The sequence below is a fragment of the Xanthomonas melonis genome, assembly GCF_020783655.1.
Classification (GTDB): domain Bacteria; phylum Pseudomonadota; class Gammaproteobacteria; order Xanthomonadales; family Xanthomonadaceae; genus Xanthomonas; species Xanthomonas melonis.
Map to the genome: position 1 here is coordinate 72,602 of NZ_JAJGQH010000011.1, position 17,741 is coordinate 90,342.

Consider the following 17,741-nt stretch of genomic DNA (forward strand, 5'->3'; position numbering starts at 1 on the left):
GCCTCAGCGCTGCACGGGACGGGTGGCGGGCATGGGCGTGGCGGCCGGTGTCGGCGGCACGGACGTTGCGGCCGGCAGCCGTGGCGGCTGCGTGCGCAGGTAGTCGCGCACCAGCGCATCCAGCGCCGCTTCCGGGTCGCCATCGGCCAGCTGGCGATCGCGCAGGTAGCTGTAGCGCGGTGCGGTCATCCGCTGGGCGTCGGCCGCATCGCGAATGATGGTGGGGCGAATGAACACCATCAGGTTGGTCTTGTCGCGGTTGCGCGACCTGTGCCGGAACAACGCACCCAACCCTGGCACATCGCCAAGCAAGGGCACCTTCTCCACGGTCTGGCGATCGTTCTGATCCAGCAGCCCACCGAGCGCGACGATCGCGCCGTTTTCCACCACCACGCGCGTTTCGATCTGGCGCTTGTTGAACACCAGCTCGGAGGACTGCGCGCTCACCGGCCCGGCGATGGCCGAGACTTCCTGCTTGATCGCCAGCGTGATGCCGCCGGCGGTGTTGATCTGCGGGCGCACTTCCAGCTCCACACCCACGTCCTGACGCTGGATGGTGCGGAAGGGATTGTCGTTGGCCGCGCCCAGCACTTCGCCGGTGGTGATCGGCACTTCCTGCCCTACCAGGATCCGCGCCTGTTCGTTGTCCAGGGTCATGATCGACGGGGTGGACAGCAGATTGGAGCCGGTGTCGCTCTTGACCGCGTCGATGATCATGCCGAACACCGCATCGTTGCTTTGCCCGGCCAGGCCGATCAGGCCACCGCTGAGGCCCAGCAAGGATTGCGCGGCCGCGTTGCGTGCCTGTTCCAACACCGAATCGTCATCGTCTTCGCCGCTGCGCGCACCGGCCGCTGCCGCCGCCAGCGGTACGATGCCCGGCGCTGCTCCCCGGTATTGGGTGGCGATCAAGGGCACGGTGCCGTTGCGGCCGGCCAGCAACAGCTGCACACCCAGCCGCTTGGCGGCGTTGTCGGAAATCTCCACCACGATCGCCTCCACCAGCACCTGTTCGCGGTGTACATCCAGTTGCCGGATCACCTCCATCAGGGCGCGCTGGGTTTCCGGATCGGCATTGATGATCAAGGCATTGGAGCCGGGATAGCGCACGATCACCGGGCGCTTGCCTGTAGCCGGTGTGATCACCTGCGTCTGCGCAGCGCCGGCAGCTGCGGCCACGTCTACCGCGTTGGAGCGCGTGTCCTGTGCTGCCTGCACCTCGGTTCCCGGGCTTTGGCCGACCAATTGCTGCAGCACCGGCAGCAGCTGTTCGGCACTGGCGTGCTGCAAGCGCACCACACTGACATCGCCACGGCGCTCGGCCCGCCCATCGAGATCGACCGCCGTGCGCACCACGCGCTGCACCAACGCAGGATCGCCGCGCACGATCAACGAATTGCTGCTCTCCACCGGCAGCACCGACAGCACATTGCTGCGTTCGCCACCTTGCCCGAACAGCGAGGTCAGGGTGCGCGCCAGCTCCTGCGCCGAGCTGTTGCGCAGCGTCACCGTATCGATCGCCGCGCGGTCGGTATCGATCTGCGCGACCAACGTGCGGATACGGCGCAGGTTATCGGCATAGTCGGCGATCAACAGGCTATTGCCTTGCGGCATCGCCATGATCACGCCGCCGCGCCCAACCAGCGGCTTGAGGATCTCTGCCGCGCTGCGTGCATCCACGCGCTGCAGCGTGAATACCTGGGTCGCAAACCCCAGGTTGGCGTTGGCAGCGCTGCCGGGCTGTTGCGCGGCGGTATCGTCGGGAACGATGCGATAGGTGGATGGCCCGCTGGAGACGGCAATCAATCCGTTGGCCCGCAGCACTGCCAACAGCATGCCCAGCAAGTCGGCCTCGGACATCGCCTGCGCGCGTGCCACGTTCACCGTGCCCTGCACGCGCGTGTCCACGATGAAGGTGATGCCGGTGGCCCGCGAGACATCCTGGATGAAGGCGCGCAGCTCCACGTCCTGCAACCGTACCGCCGGAGCATCGGCCGCATGCAGCGATGCGGCAGGCATGACCGGAAGCACAAACAGCACTGCGGCCCAGATCAGCCAGAGAGGACGGACGGAACTCATTGCGGGCGCTTCAGTGTCATGGTGTGGGTCTGGCCATTGCGGCGATAGGTCAACGTGGCCGCCTGGCCATCGCGCAGTTCGTCCTGCAGCTCGCGCAGGTGTTCGGCATCGAGCGTGCGGCCATTGATCTGGGTCAGCACATCGCCGGGAGCCAGACCGGCTTGCCGCAGCAGCGCGCCATCGCCGCGCGGCATCACGGTCAAGCCGCTGCCGTCCTCGCTTGCGCGCAAGCCGGCAGTGCTCAGCAACTGTTGCGGATCGACAGCCGCCGCAGCAGTCGCCTCACTCGCGCTCGCCACGTTCGACACCGCTGCCGCCGCGCCTGCGGTTCGAGTGCCCGCCGCTGGCGGCGCAGGTGCCTGCGGCGCGGCGTCGGCCAGCACCAGACGGCGCACCCCGCTGCCGGCACGCAGCAGCACATGATCGGCGGCGATCGCCTGGACCAGCACACCTGGCAGCACCGCGTCGCCAACGCGGTAGGCGCCTTGCCCAGCATCGCCATCACTCAGATAGGCCGCAGCGTGGTCACCGCCGGCACGCACACCATGCAGCATGATCCCGTCGCTGCGGGCGTCGTCGACGTTGCGATAGAACACATCGCGGCGGAGCGCGGACACCTCCGCGTTCGCATCGATCACCGGCTGGCGTGTGCCCAGCGGCCCGATCGGCGTGACGACCAGCCACACCAGGCGTAGCGCCTGCACGACCAGCAACACGGCCAGCACACCGAGCCCGACCGCGCGTGCAACGCGCAGTGACATGAAGGCAGGCAACGAGGGCGACACGTGCAGCAAAGCGGTTGTCCGTCCGAGGAATTGCGATCGGATGACAGAATGCGGCAGCAATGTGTCAGTTCGGAGAAACGCATGACACAAGGCGACATGAAGCGATCTGCGGCAGAACGCAAACGCCCGCCATGCGCGGCATGGCGGGCGTTTGCAGCGGTTCCTGAGGCCGATGGATCAGAAGCGCGCTGTCACACTGATGTCATAACTGATACCGGGCTGGTAGCTGTAGAGGTCCACCCGGTTGCTGCCCACCTTCTGGAATTCCTGGTACCTGGTCTTGAGCAGGTTGCGTGCAGCGAAGTTCACCGACAAGGTATCGCCAGACCACACCAGGCCCTTCCTGATCACCAGATCCAGCGAAGTCCCTGGCTTGTCGACGTAGTCCGGCTGGCCTGGGCGGCCGCGCGCGGAGATTCGCTCGCCGACGTAGTTGGCGATCAAGGTCGCCTGGCTGTTGGTGCTCTGGCTTTCCACACCGATCTGCAGATTGGCGATGTCGTCCGACTGCCCCTGCAGCGCAGACCCATCACGAATGAACAGATTGGCCTGTACCGGGGCACTGAAGCCGAACGGTTGCACGGTGTCACTGGCGCTGGCACTCACCTCGGACTTGGCCCGGGTGTAGTTGCCGGACACGAACAGGCGCTTGTCGCCCCACCAGTCGGCGGCGATCGGCAGATCCAGGTATTTCTTGGCCTCCAGTTCGACACCATAGAGCGTGGCCTTGGGTGCGTTGATGAAACTCTGCACGATGCCGCCACCGGGTGCATCGTTGACGATGGCTTCGATCGGCTTGTCGATGTCCTTGTAGAACGCACCGACGGTGACGTACTGGCCCGGTTCGAAGAACCATTCGTAACGTGCATCCAGATTGACCAGCTCGCTGTCGACCAGGAACGGGTTGCCGAAGAACTGGCGGTCGATGTCCGGATCCAGATACTGCTGGGGCGCCATCTCGCGGAACTGCGGGCGCGCGATGGTCTTGGATGCGCCGAAGCGCAGCTGCTGGTTGTCGGCGAAGTTCCAGGTCATGGTGGCCGACGGTAGCGCGTAGCTGTTGTCCAACGGTGCCACGCTGTCCTGGCGCGTACCGCTGAAGATGTCGTACGGGTGCACCGCCTGGGTGGCATCTTCGTACCGCACGCCGACCGTGGCACGCAGGGTCGGCACGATCTCGCCCTCCATCTGCAGATACGCCGCCTTGACCTTCAAGGTCGCGTCGTAAGCGGCCGCACCGAAGCTGCCGGTGGTCTCGCGCAAGCGCAACAGGTCGTTGCTGAGGTTGTAGTCGGAGAGCAGATAATCCACGCGCTGGTACTGGTTGAGGAACGGCAGCGGACCGTCCAGCGCCAGGAAGCGGAACTCGCGGCTCCACGCGGTGCGGTCGTTGTCCAGGTACGCCAGGCCGCCCTTGACGGTGAGGTCGCGCTCAATCGGCAGGCGCCAGGTCACATCCACGCCACCGCTGGCGACGGTGTCGTCGACCTTGCTGAAACGGGTGTAGTTCTGCACACGCGAGGCATCGTGCGCCCAGTAACCATCCAGCAGCTCGTAGCGAATGCCGGTCTCGTACGGTACATCGCGGCTGGCGTTGGCCACCGCAGCACGCCACTCCACCTTGAGATCGTCGTACTCACCGAAGGCATGCGAGCCCAGCAGCTGGTTGTTGATCAGCTGGCGCTCGTACCACTCGGTGTTGTCGTCGCGCACGTCGAAACCGGCCAGCTCGTCGCGCCCGGCACGGCTGCGCGCCACCTTCAATGCATCGTGCACGTACAAGGTTGTCCAACCAATCTTGTGGCGACCATACTCCCAACCCAGCCCCAACATGCCGTTGGTACGCACATTGTTGCGGGTGGTGGCGAAATCGTAGTTCGAATTGAACTCCACGCTATCGCCGACGAAGATGCCGTCCTGCTGCTTGCCGGTGCGCGTACGCCATTCGTTGTCGTAACTGGCTACCGCAAGAATGCCGAGTTTGGCCTCGCCGATCTCCAGGCCGTAGCCGGCGCTGCCGCCGACATTGACGTCCGGGGCGATGCTGTCCCTTTCCTGCAGCACGTACAGGTTCGCGTTGTTCATGCTGCGGCCGATGCGGCGGATGTCCTCGCGCGAGAAATTCCCCAGATCCACGCGGCGCCCGCTGGCGATGGCATCGCGCAATGCACCCGGCTGCTTGCGGGTGCCATCATCAACGCCCCATTCGTCGTCGCCCGAGCCATAGTAGGTCAGGCCCTTCTCGCCGGTGCTGACGCTGTTGGCGCCACCGCCCAGAGTGAGCGAGAAGAACGGCTTTTCCGGAACGATCATCGATTGCAGATCGATCACGCCGCCGCCGAATTCGCCCGGATAATCGGCCGAATAGGTCTTCTGCACGGTCACGCTGGCCAGCACGTCGCTGGGAAACAGATCCAGCGGCACCACGCGCTGCATCGGCTCGGGGCTGGGCAATGGCGAGCCATTGAACAGCGCCGACGAATAGCGCTCGCCCAGCCCGCGTACATAAACATACTTGCCACGCGACAGGCTCAAGCCGGTCACGCGCGTCAGCGCCACCGCCGCGCTGCTGTCGCCGGTGCGCTCCATGTCCTCACGGGTGACGAACGAGGCTACCTCCGAGGTCTGCAGCATCGGTTCGGGAATGTACTCGCCACGCACCACGACCTGGTCGAGTTGTTTGGGCGCACTGGTGGCGGCGCTGGAGCTGATGCCACCGCTGGCATCGTTGCTGGCCGACTGTGCCAACGCGGTGCCGGACATCAGCAAGGTGGAAATGGAAAGAGACAGGCCCGTCCGCGAGAGACGGGCAACAGTGGAGGTTCGCATCGTGGGAGCCCTGGCAACAGAAAGATGAAGCGGGACGCATCGCGCGGCGGCATCGGGCCGCCGCGCGATGCCGTGCCTCAGCAGGGACGATCGGCGGTCAGACCGCAGGTCCAGCCCTGCCACCAGGTGTCGTTGGCATCACGCACGCCACCGATGTAGTTCACCTGCTGGAAGAAGCTGCTCACCCCGTTCAAGCCCTGGAACGCCGGCACGGCGCTTTCATTGGCACCATTGACGAAGGTGTTCTGCAGCGTGGACACGCCGTTGGCGACGTTGTTGGTACCGGCCGCAAACTGGCTGGCCGCGCGCGGGTCGCTACCGAATGCGGTCGGACAGGCGAAGAACACCGAGTTGAAGGTACCGAGCGTGTCGGTATCGGCCAGGTTGAAGCACACCAGACCATCACCGGTGCCTCCGGCCGGACGCGTGACCACCGAATTGTAGAACGCTGCCTGCGTGCCCTGGTTGAGCATGATCGCTGCACCGGCGCGGGCATTGCCCACATAGGTGAAGTTGGCCACCTTCGGACGCGAATACGGCTGGCGACGCAGGCTGCTCCACTCGTTCATGCGATCGCCGCCACCGGCGCGCTGCACCACGATGCCGAACTGCAGTGCACCGCTCCAGCCGGCGTCGGTATCCAGCGAATCGTCGTCGGCACCGGTGATGACAATGTGGCCGCCGTTGACGGTACCGCCGAACCATTCGATACCATCGTCGGAGCTGTTGTGGATCTGCACGTAATCCAGGCGCATGCCGCTGCCCACGCCGGCAAGCGTGATGCCCTGCAGTTCGTTGTTGGGCGAGATTTCGAAGCCCGAGTACATCACACGCAGGTAGCGCAGCGCGCCGCTGTTGTCGGTGGCGCTGTTGCCGCCGTAGAACGCGTTGGTGCCCTCCACCTGCGCCTGGCATTCCGGCGTGCCGGACACCGTGGCGCCCGGGCAGTTGTTGATCGCCGCACGCCCCAGCACCACGATGCCGCCCCACAGGCCGATGGTGTTGGCGCTGACCTGGCCTTCCAGTGCCTGCCGCGCGGTGAACACGATCGGTGCGGTGGCACTACCCTCGGCGAAGATCTGCGAACCGCGGTTGACCACGATGTAGTCGCTGCCCGACGAGCCGTACAGGGTCACGCCCGGCTCGACGGTCAGGATGCCCTGGGTGCTGCCTGCGGCCGGCGCGCTGGCATTGCCGCCGCGGTCGGTCCCCACGTTGACGCGCCCGCTGATCGAATACGCGGTGCCCGCGCGTGCGGGCACCACCAGATTGCCGGTGATGGTTTCCGGCAACTGGCAGGCACGCAGCGTGTTGTTGGCGATGGTGCCGACGTTGGAAAAGCCGGTCGGGCAATCGGCGGCCGGGCCGCTTGGTGCAGGCGCCGGCGTCGGAGCGGGCGTGGGCGCTGGTGTCGGCACGGGCGCTGGCGCCGGCGGAAACGCGCCTTCGCCCGGCGAAGCGACACGATCGGCACCGCCACCGCAGGCCGACAGCGCCAGTGCGGTTCCAAACGTCATCAGAAGTGTCTTGCTGCTATTGCGAACGGACATGCGGCTGATCTCCAGGTCAAAAGGTCCGGTATGAAGAGGAGTCGTCAAGAATGGTTGCGTTCCGCTCACTGCAGTGGCGAGCACGTTCAAGATCCCCGTCACCTTTATAGGGAGCGTCTGTTGCATTTGTCTTACCGCGACACATTTGACACATCACTGACACACGTCCGCATGCACTGTAGAGCGATGACATCCATCGCTATCCCCGACACGTTGGCCGACTGGATCGTGGCGCAAGCCATGGCCGGACGCCCGCCCGAGCAGGCGCTACAGCCGCTGCTGGAGCGAGGCTGGAACGAGCAGGACGCCATCGACGCAGTCGAAGCGCTGCTGCGCGACCACATCGAGCGGCATGCACGAGCGAACGACTTGCCGCTGCCGGTGCGCGTGCCCGCGGTGCTGCAACACGACGATGCCTCGCTGCTGGACCTGGGTGATCGTCAGGTGCGCGTGCTGGTCAGCCTGTTGTTGCCCCGCGTCGTGGTGCTGGGCAGCTTTCTCTCCGAGGCCGAATGCGATGCATTGATCGCCATGGCGTATCCATACCTGGCGCGCTCGCGCACCGTGGACAACGGCAGCGGCGCGCAGATCGTCCATGCCGCGCGCACCAGCGACAGCATGTGCCTGCGAGTTGGGCAGGACACGCTATGCCAACGGATCGAAGCGCGCATCGCACGCCTGCTCGACTGGCCGGTGGAGCACGGCGAGGGCCTGCAGGTCCTGCGCTACGCCACCGGCGCCGAGTATCAACCCCATTACGATTACTTCGACCCGGATGCGGCCGGCACGCCCGTGCTGCTGCGCGCTGGCGGCCAGCGCGTGGCCTCGTTGGTGATGTACCTCAACACGCCCGAACGTGGCGGCGCCACGCGCTTTCCGGAGGCGCACCTGGACGTGGCCGCGGTGAAAGGCAATGCGGTGTTTTTCAGCTACGACCGCCCACACCCGATGACGCGCAGCCTGCACGCCGGCGCACCGGTGCTGGCCGGGGAAAAGTGGGTGGCCACCAAGTGGCTGCGCGAGCGCGCAGTGCATATGCCCGGCTGAACGCGGAGCTCAATGCTTACGCAGCCCCCAGGTGCACGACGATCGTCCTGGATGACCCACCCAACTGGTCGGATCGGCTCCTCGCGACAGGGGCGTTGCGTCGTGGCGGGGTTCGGATACCGTCTAAAGCCGAGCGGGCCGGGCGCGGGGTGCCCTCGCCACTCGCGGGACACGCCGTGAACCCATCCATGGGGCTCGATGGCGGCATCCATGCCGCCAACGGTCCCGCAAGCGGCAAGGACACCGCACCAGAAAGTTGAATGGTCGTTTTATTGAAGAGCGAGGACACCGCGTCACGCGACTTTCTGGCTGCTGCATAGCGATCGGTGCACACGATGAACTCGACTGGTCCTTGCCCGCCCACCGTCGCGAGACCTTACGCGGCACGGATGCCGCATAAGAGCTACAAGGACGTACTTGCAGCGTGTCCCGCGATGGTGGGCGGGCAATGGCCCTGCAGTGAATCTGCAGTCCCAATCGCACCGCGTTGCCAAACAATCAGCGCGACCCAAACAAGCGCTTATCCATGCGCAACATCACCAATCGCAGCGGCGTCCACGCCAGGCACAGGCCGGCCAGGATCCCCAGCGTATCGGCCAGCGCATCGTACGGATCGGCGCTGCGATTGGTGGTCAGTGCATCCTGCGCGATCTCGATCCCGATACCCAGCAACACCAGACCGAATGCAGCCAGCAGCAGTGCGCGGCGGGTCGCGAACAATTGCACCGCCCCCCAGCTCAGCAGCGCGAAACTCAGGAAGTGCTCGGCCTTGTCGCTATTGGACGGCAGCTCGGGGAACTCCGGCGGCGGCCCCAGGCATACCGCTATCAGCGCCACGATTGCGGCGATCCACAGCCCCACCCACACGCTCGGCCGATGGAACGGCCGCAGCGCCGCGGTCACAGCCGCCACGTGAGATCGCCGGCCAGAAAGGCCGGGGCGAAATCCACATCGCGCGCAAACCCCATCACCTGGAAGCGCTCGCCCATCTCGCTGGGCAAGGTGAGCTGCTTGACCTGCTGCCGCAGACGCATGCGGCCGACCTCGTCGGTACGCGCATCGGCCTGCGTCAGCAACGCATCCATGCCATTGCCGAGCAGGAAGCTGGCCTGCGTGCAGTAACCCGCCAACTCGAAGCCAGCCCCGGTACCGGCTTCGGCCAGCGCGGTGAAGTCCACCGAGGCAGTGAGATCCTGCAAACCGGGCCACAGGTACAGGTCCTCGTGCATGCGATGCCGGTAGAACGCGCGCAAGGTGCCGTCTTCGCGCTGCGGGCGGTAGAACTCGCCACGCGGGTAGCCGTAATCGACGAACAGCATCGCACCACGCTTCAACCCGCCGGCCACCGCCTGCACCCAGTACGGCAGTTGCGGCAGCAACTCGGAGCGATAGCCTTCGGCGAACGGCTGCTCCAGATAGCGCTCCAGATGCCGCACGGCCGCGCTCAACAAGGCATCGGCAGGCTGCTCGCCGCGCGCGAACCGCTGCTGTGCATCCAGCACCACCGTCTCTTCGTAGACCTGCCCGTCGCGTATCGCAAAACGCGGCGTCGGCAAGGCATCGATGACCTCGTTGGCGAACAGCACGCCGTCCCAATCGTCCGGGAACGGTGCATCCAGCCACTCGACCAGATCGAACACCGGCGGAATCAGACTACGGCCCAGCCGCTCGCGCTGACGCTCGCGCAGATCCGCACTGGGCTCGAGAATGGCATAGCGCTCCGGCAACGCATCCAGCTCCAGCAGCCGCTTGAGCATGACTTCGGCGAACGCGCCGCTGCCGCCGCCCACCTCCAGCACCCGCGCCTGTGGCCCAAGCTGCTGCAGCACCGGCGCCAGCGCGCCGGAGACGGTGGCCGCGAACAGCGGCCCGAGTTCGGGCGCGGTGACGAAATCGCCGCTGTCGCCGAACTTGCTCGATCCGGCGCTGTAATAGCCCAGGCCCGGCGCATACAACGCCAGCTCCATGAAGCGCGAGAACGGGATCGCCCCGCCGGCCGCCTGGATTTCGGCGCGCAGGTGAGCGGCCAACCGATCGCTATGCGCCAGTGCGTCCGAATCGGGGGTGGGAAGGTCGGCGTGCATGCGGGCACCGGTTGCGAAGACAATGCACAGCATAGCCGAGCCCTCCGCGACGCCGAGCGAGTACGCCATGACAGACAGTTCCAAGGTGGTGCTGATCACCGGTGCAGGCCGCCGCATCGGCGCACAGATTGCCACCACCCTGCACGCCGCCGGCTACCGCGTCGCGCTGCATGCGCACAGCTCCGGCCAGGCGCTGAGCGCGCGCGTGGCCGAGCTGTGCGCGCAACGCCCCGCCAGCGCACACGCCCTGCACGCGGACCTGCGTCTGCCGCAGGCGCCGGCGCAACTGGTCGCCGACTGTCTTGCCGCCTTCGGCCGCCTGGACGCCGTGGTCAACAATGCCTCGGCGTTCTATCCCACCGCGCTGGGCGAGGCCACGCCGGCGCAGTGGGACGACTTGTTCGCGGTCAATGCGCGAGCCCCGTTCTTCATCGCCCAGGCCGCCGCCGCGCAACTGCGCCAGCACCGCGGCGCCATCGTCAACCTCACCGACCTGCATGCGCAGCAGCCGATGCGCCATCATCCGTTGTATGGCGCCTCCAAGAGCGCGCTGGAAATGCTGACCCGTTCGCTCGCGCTGGAACTGGCGCCGGATGTGCGCGTCAACGCGGTGGCGCCCGGCGCGATCCTGTGGCCGGAAGAAGGCAAGGCCGCCGATGCCAAGCAGGCGCTGCTCGCACGCACCCCATTGGCGCGCACCGGCACGCCGGAAGAGATCGCCGAAGCGGTGCGCTGGTTGCTGGCCGATGCCGGTTTCGTCACCGGGCAGACCCTGCACGTGGATGGCGGCCGCCAACTGAGCTAGCGCGTCCATGCACGGAAGGCCGCGCCGTTTTTGCGCCGCCAACGCGACGTCCCCGGTCGTGTCCGGACAGCGTCCCGCAGGTGCAGAGCCCAGCGGCGCAACACGAGGCGCTACTGCGCCATACCCAGCGCTGCGGGCGCAGCGGCCAGTTCCACCGTCGTGAACGCGTCGGCGTGCTGCGGGTGCGCCTTCCATAGCGCGGCCAGCGTCTGGCCGCTCAACGGGTCGACGAACTCCGGCGCGATATCGGCCAGCGGCTTGAGCACGAAGGCATGCTTGAGCTCGGGGCGCGGAATACGCAACTGCCCCGGCCCTTGGACGATGCGATCGCCGAAGAACACCACGTCCACGTCCAGCGTGCGGTCGCTGAAGCGCGGCCCGCTACGATCGCGCCCGTGCGCATCTTCCAGCGCGTGCAGCCAACGGTCCAGCGCATGCAGGTCCAGCTCGGTCTGCAAGGCGACCGCATTGTTGACGAAGTCCGGCCCATCGAACCCGACGGCCGGCGTTCGATAGGCAGGGGATACCAGGAGCGGGCCGAAGCGCGCGCGCAAGGCCGCCACGGCCAGGTGCAGATAGTGGGTCGGCTGGACGTTGCTGCCCAGGCTGAGGAGCACGGTGGTCATGCGGTATTCGCGCATGCAGCCGGCATCAGCGTCAACTGTTGCAGATGCGCCGGTCCGCGCCTGCACGTTCCGGCAGGGGCGTCAGGCCGCTTCCAGCGCGTGCGCCACCGCGCGGAACACCCGCCGCATTTCCAGCGGTTTGCGCAGCACGTGCACCGGGATATCCGGCGGAAAATGCGCACGCTGGAGCGGCGAGCCGACATCTTCCAGCACGATCGCCGGTCCCTGGTAGCCCAGCTCCTGCATGCTCAGCAGCACGCTCACTGCAGACAGCATGATGATGTCGCTGTCGATGATCACCAGGTCCGGCATGGCGTGCTGCTGCACCAGCTGCAGCGCCGCCGCGCCATCGGTCGCCAACTGCGGCTGGTAGCCCTGGCTGGACAAGGCATTGCCGAGCAGCGACAGCCGCGTGGCCTCGCCATCCACCAGCAGGATGCGCTGGCCATGACCCAGCGCGAGCGGCAGTTCGGCATCGGCGACCGGCGCCGGTGCCGCGCGCATCGGCACGATCATGTCGAAACGCGTGCCCTTGCCCAGCTGGCTGTCCACCTGGATGCTGCCGCCGTAGCTTTCCACGATGCGCTTGCACGAGATCAAGCCCAGGCCGGTGCCATCGGCCTTGGTGGTGAAGAACGGACTGAACAGACGTGCGCGGGTCTCATCGCTCATGCCCATGCCGGTGTCGGCCACGCTCATGCGCACGCGTGTGGAATCGTAGCGATCGGCGGCCAGCAGCAGGCTGCCGCCGCCGGGCATCGCCTGGATCGCGTTCAGCCCCAGATTGAGCAGACATTGCTGCAGCTCGGTGTAATTGGCTTCGATGGTCAGATCCGCCGGGATCGGATCCATCTGCAGGCGCACGCCATCGGGCAGGCTGCTCCTGAGCAGCATCTGCACCGCCTGGAAAAGGTTGGCGATGGAGACCTGTTCGCGCGGCTTGTTGGAACCGCGCACGAACGACAGCATCGACTCGGCCATCTCGTGCCCGCGGCGGCCGCATTCGGCCACCACATTGGCGAGCTGACGCAACTGCGGGTCGTCGGTGCGCCCGGCCAGCAGGTCGGGAACGATCAGCAATGGCTGCAGGATGTTGCGCAGGTCGTGGCTCAACCCGGCCGCCAGCATGGCCAGGCTCTCCAACCGCTGCGCCCGCATCAGTTCGCTTTCCACCCGCTGGCGCTCCAGCTCGGCGCGCGCTTCGCGGATTGCCCGCGTCACCGCGCTCGGGAGGCGGGTGGGGTTGTGCTTGATGATGTAATCGTTGGCGCCATCCTGCAGCGCCTTGACCGCGGTTTCTTCGCCCATGGTGCCGGAGACGAAGATGAAGGGGGTTGCACCGTTCTGGCGCACCAGGCGTAACGCCTGATGCCCGGAAAAGCCGGGCATGCTCAGGTCCGACAGCACGATATCCGGCGCAAACGTCTCCAGCGCACTGCGCAGCGACGGCTCGCTGTCCACGCGCTCGAATGCCGCGTCGATGCCGGCATCCAGCAACTGATCGGACAACAGCTCGGCGTCCTCCGGTGAATCTTCCACCAGAAGGATCTTCAGCTGCTCCAGTTTGCCCCCCTCATGCGGCATGGTTCAGTCCAGCTCCGGTGCCTGGTTGATGACTGCCCAGAAGGTACCCAGCGTCTTGACCGCGTTGAAGAACTGATCCACATCCACCGGCTTGACGACATAGGCATTGACGCCCAGATCCCAGCTGCGCGCAAGATCGCTCTCTTCGCGCGAAGAGGACAGGATCACCACCGGCAGGCGTTTGAGCGCCTCGTCGCTGCGCACCTGCTTGAGCACCTCGAGCCCGTCCAGGCGCGGCATCTTGATGTCCAGCAGCAGGACGGCGGGCAGCCCTTCCTCGCGGTCGGCGAACGCGCCACGGCGCAACAGATAGTCCATCGCCTCCACGCCGTCCTCGACATGCACGATGGGATTGGCCAGGCGGGCTTCGCGCAGCGCGTCGACGGCCATTTCCGCGTCGGCCGGGCTGTCTTCTGCCAGAAGGATGGTACGAATGGCGGTCATACGGTGAACTCTTGGTTGGGCGCTTCAGGCGCAGGGGGAAGCTCGAAATAGAACGTAGCACCTTCATCGACGGCGCCTTCGGCCCAGATGCGGCCGCCATGACGCGCCAGCACGCGGCGCACGCTGGCCAGGCCGATGCCGGTACCGGCGTACTCGCTGGCCTTGTGCAGCCGCTGGAACACGCCGAACAGCTTGGCGCTGTACTCCATGTCGAAGCCGGCACCGTTGTCGCTCACGCTGAACTGGTGGCCGCCTTCCTGGGTCAGCGTATAGGTGACCTCGATCCGGGCCACCTCGCGCCTGGCGCTGTACTTGACCGCATTGCCCAGCAGGTTCATCCACAGCTGGCGCATCATGTTCTCGTCGGCCACCAGCACCGGCAGCGGTGCGATATGCCAGTCCACACGGTGGCCGGTGTTTTCGCTCTGCACGTTCGAATCCAGGATCGCACGCGTTTCGGCCACCAGCGACTGCATGTCCACCGCCTGCAGGCGCAGCGCACTGCGGCCCAGGCGCGAATACACCAGCAGATCGTCGATCAGCGACGCCATGCGCCGCGCCGAGCTGCTGATGACTTCCATGTAATGGCGCGATTTCTCGTCCGCCGCATCGCCCAGATGGCGCGCCAGCTTGTCCGAGAAACCGGCCACATGGCGCAAGGGAGCGCGCAGGTCGTGCGAGACCGAATAGCTGAAGGCTTCCAGCTCGCGGTTGACCTCCGACACCTGCTCCACCTTGCCTTCCATCTGCCGGTTGAGTTCCTGGATGCGCAGCTGCGTAGCCTTCTGCACGCTGATATCGCTGACCGTCATCAGCACCACATCCTCATCGACCGTATCGGGCAAGGGCATGCGCCGCGCGTTGATCAACATGGTGCGCAGCACGCCATCGGCTGCGCGCTGTTCGTGCTCGAAATCCCAAAGCTCACGGTCGCGCAGCAGCACGTCGGCCAGCCGCTGGTGAATCTGCGCATCGCGCCAGACCCCGTCGCCCACGTCCTCCAGCGCCATCAGCTCGTTGCCGCGCTCCTCCAGTCCGTACAGATCGGCGAACGCAGGGTTGTGCAGCACGATGCGCCTGCGCGAATCCAGCAGCACGATCGGTTCGCGCACGGTCTGCAGCACCGAGCCGGCGCGGCCGTTGGCACGCAGGTACTCCTGCTCGGCCGCCAGGCGACGCCGGATCTGACGTTGCAACAGCCAGATCACCGAGGTGAGCAGCAGCAGCTGTACTGCCAGCGCCGCCCAGCTCAGCACCGCGAAATGCACGCGTTCGGTCTCCGCCCGCGCATTGCGAAACTCCAGCATCCGGCCTTCGGCGCCCTGCAGTTCGTCGATCAACACCCGGATCGGGTTGTTCACGGTCATATCTTCGATCAGCGCGCGGATCTGCGCCGGCTCGGTGGTTGCGGCGATGCGTTCGGCCAGCAGCAGGCGGCGCTCGATGGTGCTCTGGATGCGCCCCATGCGCACCTGCTGGGCCGGGTTGTCGCTGGTCAGTTCGATCAGTTGCCTTACCGCGGCCAGGGCCTCGCGTCGGCCGCGGCGCATGCGTTCATCCAGCGCCGGATGGTGCATCCCGTGCGAGCGCATCAGTGCGGCCGACTCGGTGTCGCGCATCGCCGCTTCCAGGCGCTGCGCAGTCTCCTGCACCTCGTGACTATGGGTAACCCGCACCGCCGCCTGGTTGGCGTTGCGCGCCATCTGCTGCAACAGCAACGCCGGCACCACCACGATCAGGAACACGGCAGCCGCCAACGATGGCAGTCTCCAGCGATCCCATCTGTCTGCTTGGGACGTTGTCTGCATTGCTAGGTCTGTATCCGCTCGCTGCGTGTCGGGGCGAGCCGGCATTGTCTCCGATCGCGCCAACGATGAGATGAATGATTCAGGCCAGTCCATCCAACCATGACATGCCTGAATAGGCATATGATACGTGCAACGCTGGTGAAAACGGCGAGAGCGAACCTGCTCAGGTTGTCGCTCTCGGGCTGACGGTCTGGACCCAGCATCCATAAAAAAAGACGCACCCGCTAGGGTGCGCCTCGTGTCGGACCTGCCGCCTCGCCTCGGCAGGTCCGGCATTCGCAACGGCGTCAGGACCTCACTGCTTGGCAGTGACTTTCAGCCCGGTGGCCTTGACGCTCTTGACGCCTTCGATGCCCTTGGCCACGGCCACCGCCTTGTCATGCTCGGCCTGGGTGGCGACCGTACCGGTCAGCATGACGATGCCGTTCTTGGTTTCGACCTTGACGTCGGTGCCGGACACGTTGTCGGTGGCCAGCAGGTCGGCCTTCACCTTGGTGGTGATCCAGGTGTCGGTCACCGGCTTCTTGGACTCGTTCATGCCGGCCGCGTGATCCTTGGCCGCGTGATCCTTGTGCGCTCCCATGTCCTGCGGCGCGGCAAACGCCTGCGTGGCGCCCAGGGTCAGGCCCAGCGACAACGACAGCGCGAGCAATTTACGTGCATGCATCATCTTCTTCATCTCAGCCACTCCTGTTGAACGTGGCGGCAAGCTTGCGGCCGCGCCCGTCGAGCAGACGTGACCGCAGCATGCAAGAGCTGTGAACCCGGCGCACACAGGTGGGTGCAATACCATGCAGGCCTCCTCCGTCGTTGCAATGAACCGTTTTCAATGCCTAAACCGTTCAATCTGGCCGTCGTCGGCTACGGCTATGTCGGCCGCACCTTCCATGCACCCCTGATCGCGGCCACGCCCGGCCTGCATTTGCACAGCGTGGTGTCGTCCAAGCCACAACTGGCGCAGGCCGATTTTCCCGACGTCACCGTCATCGCCGATCTCGACACTGCGCTGGCCGATCCCGCGCTGGACGCGGTGGTGCTGGCCACTCCCAACCAGACCCACGCGCCTTTCGCATTGCAGGCCCTGGCGGCCGGCAAACATGTGCTGGTGGACAAGCCATTCACGCTGGATGCCGATCAGGCGCGTGCAGTGATGCAGGCGGCAGCAACCGCCGGGCGCATCGTCAGCGTGTTCCAGAATCGTCGCTGGGACGCGGACTTCCTGACCGTGCGCCGATTGATCGACGAAGGCCTGCTGGGCGAGGTGGTGGAATTCCATTCGCACTTCGATCGGTATCGCCCACAGGTACGCGACCGTTGGCGCGAAAGCGATATTCCCGGCGCCGGGCTGTGGTACGACCTCGGCCCGCATCTGCTCGACCAGGCAGTGCAGCTGTTCGGAGCACCACAGGCGATCGCTGCCGACCTGCTGCCTCAACGCAGCCAGGCGCGTAGCGACGATTATTTCCACGTCACCCTGCACTACCCGCGGTTACGGGCGATCCTGCACGCCGGCTCCCTGGTGGCCGACAACCGGCTGCGCTTTGCGGTGCACGGCAGCCGCGGCAGCTATCTCAAGCACGGACTGGATACGCAGGAAGACCAGCTGCGTGCGGGCCGCCGACCCGGCACCGTCGGCTGGGGCGTGGATCCGTTGCCCGGCACGCTGACCCGCGTGGATGAGGAAGGCCGCATGCACACCCACCAGCCGGACAATCAGCCCGGCGACTACCGGCAGTGCTATGCCGCATTCCGCGATGCGCTGGCCGGCAATGGCCCCGCACCGGTCAGCGCGACCGATGCCGTGCAGCTGATGCAGTTACTGGAGTTGGCCCGACGCAGCGCCACCACCGGCCAGGTGCAGTGGCTGGGTGATTCACCTGGCCGATAACGGCTGACAGCCGTATCCGTTGCGCAAGCCGCGCCTGTACGCTGCACACTTGCGTGCCGGTGCGCTGGCCATCCCCTGACGCAGCCGCCTCCGCGGGACGTGCAAGCGGGCCAGGCACGCGCATTGCCGCGTGCCCGATGACAGTGCTGTTGCGAGCCGACAGCGGAATATCCCTGCGCGAACCTTCGCTCGCCGCTGTCCTGCCATCGCTG

The 17,741-nt window shown here is 66.0% G+C and carries 14 protein-coding genes; 3 read left to right on the forward strand and 11 right to left on the reverse strand.

What is annotated here, in order from left to right; all coding sequences use genetic code 11:
• Positions 1-3: 3 nt before the first annotated feature.
• The 4 genes from gspD to LL964_RS12485 form a co-directional block, all read right to left on the reverse strand.
• A complete protein-coding gene (gspD, locus tag LL964_RS12470) occupies positions 4-2,079 on the reverse strand; it encodes a type II secretion system secretin GspD (protein ID WP_104585743.1) in 2,076 nt (691 codons plus the stop codon).
• Positions 2,076-2,840 carry a PDZ domain-containing protein gene (locus tag LL964_RS12475; RefSeq protein ID WP_104586450.1) on the reverse strand — a complete coding sequence of 255 codons (765 nt, stop codon included), beginning with the start codon at positions 2,838-2,840 and terminating at the stop codon, positions 2,076-2,078. The genes gspD and LL964_RS12475 overlap by 4 nt, the downstream gene beginning before the upstream one ends.
• 201 nt (positions 2,841-3,041) lie before the next feature.
• The gene (locus tag LL964_RS12480) at positions 3,042-5,693 is read right to left on the reverse strand and encodes a TonB-dependent receptor domain-containing protein (protein WP_104585744.1); all 2,652 of its coding nucleotides are present in this window, start codon (positions 5,691-5,693) and stop codon (positions 3,042-3,044) included.
• 77 nt (positions 5,694-5,770) lie between these two features.
• Complete coding sequence (locus LL964_RS12485) at positions 5,771-7,243, reverse strand: hypothetical protein (RefSeq protein WP_167395206.1); 1,473 nt, start codon at positions 7,241-7,243, stop codon at positions 5,771-5,773.
• 186 nt (positions 7,244-7,429) lie between these two features.
• On the opposite strand from LL964_RS12485, the gene LL964_RS12490 reads away from it, so the two are divergent.
• Entirely contained in the window at positions 7,430-8,290 is an 861-nt protein-coding gene (locus LL964_RS12490) for a 2OG-Fe(II) oxygenase (protein ID WP_104585746.1), read from the forward strand.
• Between the two features lie 498 nt (positions 8,291-8,788).
• On the opposite strand, the gene LL964_RS12495 is transcribed toward LL964_RS12490, so the two are convergent.
• Together LL964_RS12495 and LL964_RS12500 are read right to left on the reverse strand one after the other, a co-directional pair.
• Complete coding sequence (locus tag LL964_RS12495) at positions 8,789-9,202, reverse strand: VanZ family protein (protein WP_104585747.1); 414 nt, start codon at positions 9,200-9,202, stop codon at positions 8,789-8,791.
• Positions 9,190-10,443, reverse strand: a complete 1,254-nt coding sequence (locus LL964_RS12500) for a class I SAM-dependent methyltransferase (RefSeq protein ID WP_208621392.1) — start codon at positions 10,441-10,443, stop codon at positions 9,190-9,192. Before LL964_RS12500 ends, LL964_RS12495 begins: the two co-directional genes overlap by 13 nt.
• On the opposite strand from LL964_RS12500, the gene LL964_RS12505 reads away from it, so the two are divergent.
• On the forward strand, positions 10,442-11,179 hold the full coding sequence (locus LL964_RS12505) for a pteridine reductase (RefSeq protein WP_104585748.1): 738 nt from the start codon (positions 10,442-10,444) through the stop codon (positions 11,177-11,179). The genes LL964_RS12500 and LL964_RS12505 overlap by 2 nt on opposite strands.
• A gap of 110 nt (positions 11,180-11,289) precedes the next feature.
• Here the strand turns inward: LL964_RS12505 and folK are convergent, their stop codons facing one another.
• The 5 genes from folK to LL964_RS12530 form a co-directional block, all read right to left on the reverse strand.
• The gene (folK, locus tag LL964_RS12510) at positions 11,290-11,805 is read right to left on the reverse strand and encodes a 2-amino-4-hydroxy-6-hydroxymethyldihydropteridine diphosphokinase (RefSeq protein ID WP_104586453.1); all 516 of its coding nucleotides are present in this window, start codon (positions 11,803-11,805) and stop codon (positions 11,290-11,292) included.
• Positions 11,806-11,886: 81 nt separating this feature from the next.
• Complete coding sequence (locus LL964_RS12515; protein ID WP_104585750.1) at positions 11,887-13,389, reverse strand: ATP-binding response regulator; 1,503 nt, start codon at positions 13,387-13,389, stop codon at positions 11,887-11,889.
• A gap of 3 nt (positions 13,390-13,392) precedes the next feature.
• Complete coding sequence (locus tag LL964_RS12520; RefSeq protein WP_104585751.1) at positions 13,393-13,833, reverse strand: response regulator; 441 nt, start codon at positions 13,831-13,833, stop codon at positions 13,393-13,395.
• Positions 13,830-15,641: a sensor histidine kinase gene (locus tag LL964_RS12525; protein ID WP_104585753.1), complete on the reverse strand. Its 1,812-nt coding sequence runs from the start codon at positions 15,639-15,641 to the stop codon at positions 13,830-13,832. The genes LL964_RS12520 and LL964_RS12525 overlap by 4 nt, the downstream gene beginning before the upstream one ends.
• 295 nt (positions 15,642-15,936) lie before the next feature.
• Positions 15,937-16,320: a BON domain-containing protein gene (locus tag LL964_RS12530; RefSeq protein WP_167395207.1), complete on the reverse strand. Its 384-nt coding sequence runs from the start codon at positions 16,318-16,320 to the stop codon at positions 15,937-15,939.
• Between the two features lie 150 nt (positions 16,321-16,470).
• On the opposite strand from LL964_RS12530, the gene LL964_RS12535 reads away from it, so the two are divergent.
• Entirely contained in the window at positions 16,471-17,529 is a 1,059-nt protein-coding gene (locus LL964_RS12535) for an oxidoreductase (RefSeq protein ID WP_104585754.1), read from the forward strand.
• Positions 17,530-17,741 lie beyond the last annotated feature (212 nt).

What these genes read in the sequence shown, in the direction of transcription:
- gspD (WP_104585743.1), bottom strand. Translation starts at nt 2,079, where the DNA reads ATGAGTTCCGTCCGTCCTCTCTGGCTGATCTGGGCCGCAGTGCTGTTT.
- LL964_RS12475 (WP_104586450.1), bottom strand. Translation starts at nt 2,840, where the DNA reads ATGTCACTGCGCGTTGCACGCGCGGTCGGGCTCGGTGTGCTGGCCGTG.
- LL964_RS12480 (WP_104585744.1), bottom strand. Translation starts at nt 5,693, where the DNA reads ATGCGAACCTCCACTGTTGCCCGTCTCTCGCGGACGGGCCTGTCTCTT.
- LL964_RS12485 (WP_167395206.1), bottom strand. Translation starts at nt 7,243, where the DNA reads ATGTCCGTTCGCAATAGCAGCAAGACACTTCTGATGACGTTTGGAACC.
- LL964_RS12490 (WP_104585746.1), top strand. Translation starts at nt 7,430, where the DNA reads ATGACATCCATCGCTATCCCCGACACGTTGGCCGACTGGATCGTGGCG.
- LL964_RS12505 (WP_104585748.1), top strand. Translation starts at nt 10,442, where the DNA reads ATGACAGACAGTTCCAAGGTGGTGCTGATCACCGGTGCAGGCCGCCGC.
- LL964_RS12500 (WP_208621392.1), bottom strand. Translation starts at nt 10,443, where the DNA reads ATGGCGTACTCGCTCGGCGTCGCGGAGGGCTCGGCTATGCTGTGCATT.
- folK (WP_104586453.1), bottom strand. Translation starts at nt 11,805, where the DNA reads ATGACCACCGTGCTCCTCAGCCTGGGCAGCAACGTCCAGCCGACCCAC.
- LL964_RS12515 (WP_104585750.1), bottom strand. Translation starts at nt 13,389, where the DNA reads ATGCCGCATGAGGGGGGCAAACTGGAGCAGCTGAAGATCCTTCTGGTG.
- LL964_RS12520 (WP_104585751.1), bottom strand. Translation starts at nt 13,833, where the DNA reads ATGACCGCCATTCGTACCATCCTTCTGGCAGAAGACAGCCCGGCCGAC.
- LL964_RS12525 (WP_104585753.1), bottom strand. Translation starts at nt 15,641, where the DNA reads ATGCAGACAACGTCCCAAGCAGACAGATGGGATCGCTGGAGACTGCCA.
- LL964_RS12530 (WP_167395207.1), bottom strand. Translation starts at nt 16,320, where the DNA reads ATGAAGAAGATGATGCATGCACGTAAATTGCTCGCGCTGTCGTTGTCG.
- LL964_RS12535 (WP_104585754.1), top strand. Translation starts at nt 16,471, where the DNA reads ATGCCTAAACCGTTCAATCTGGCCGTCGTCGGCTACGGCTATGTCGGC.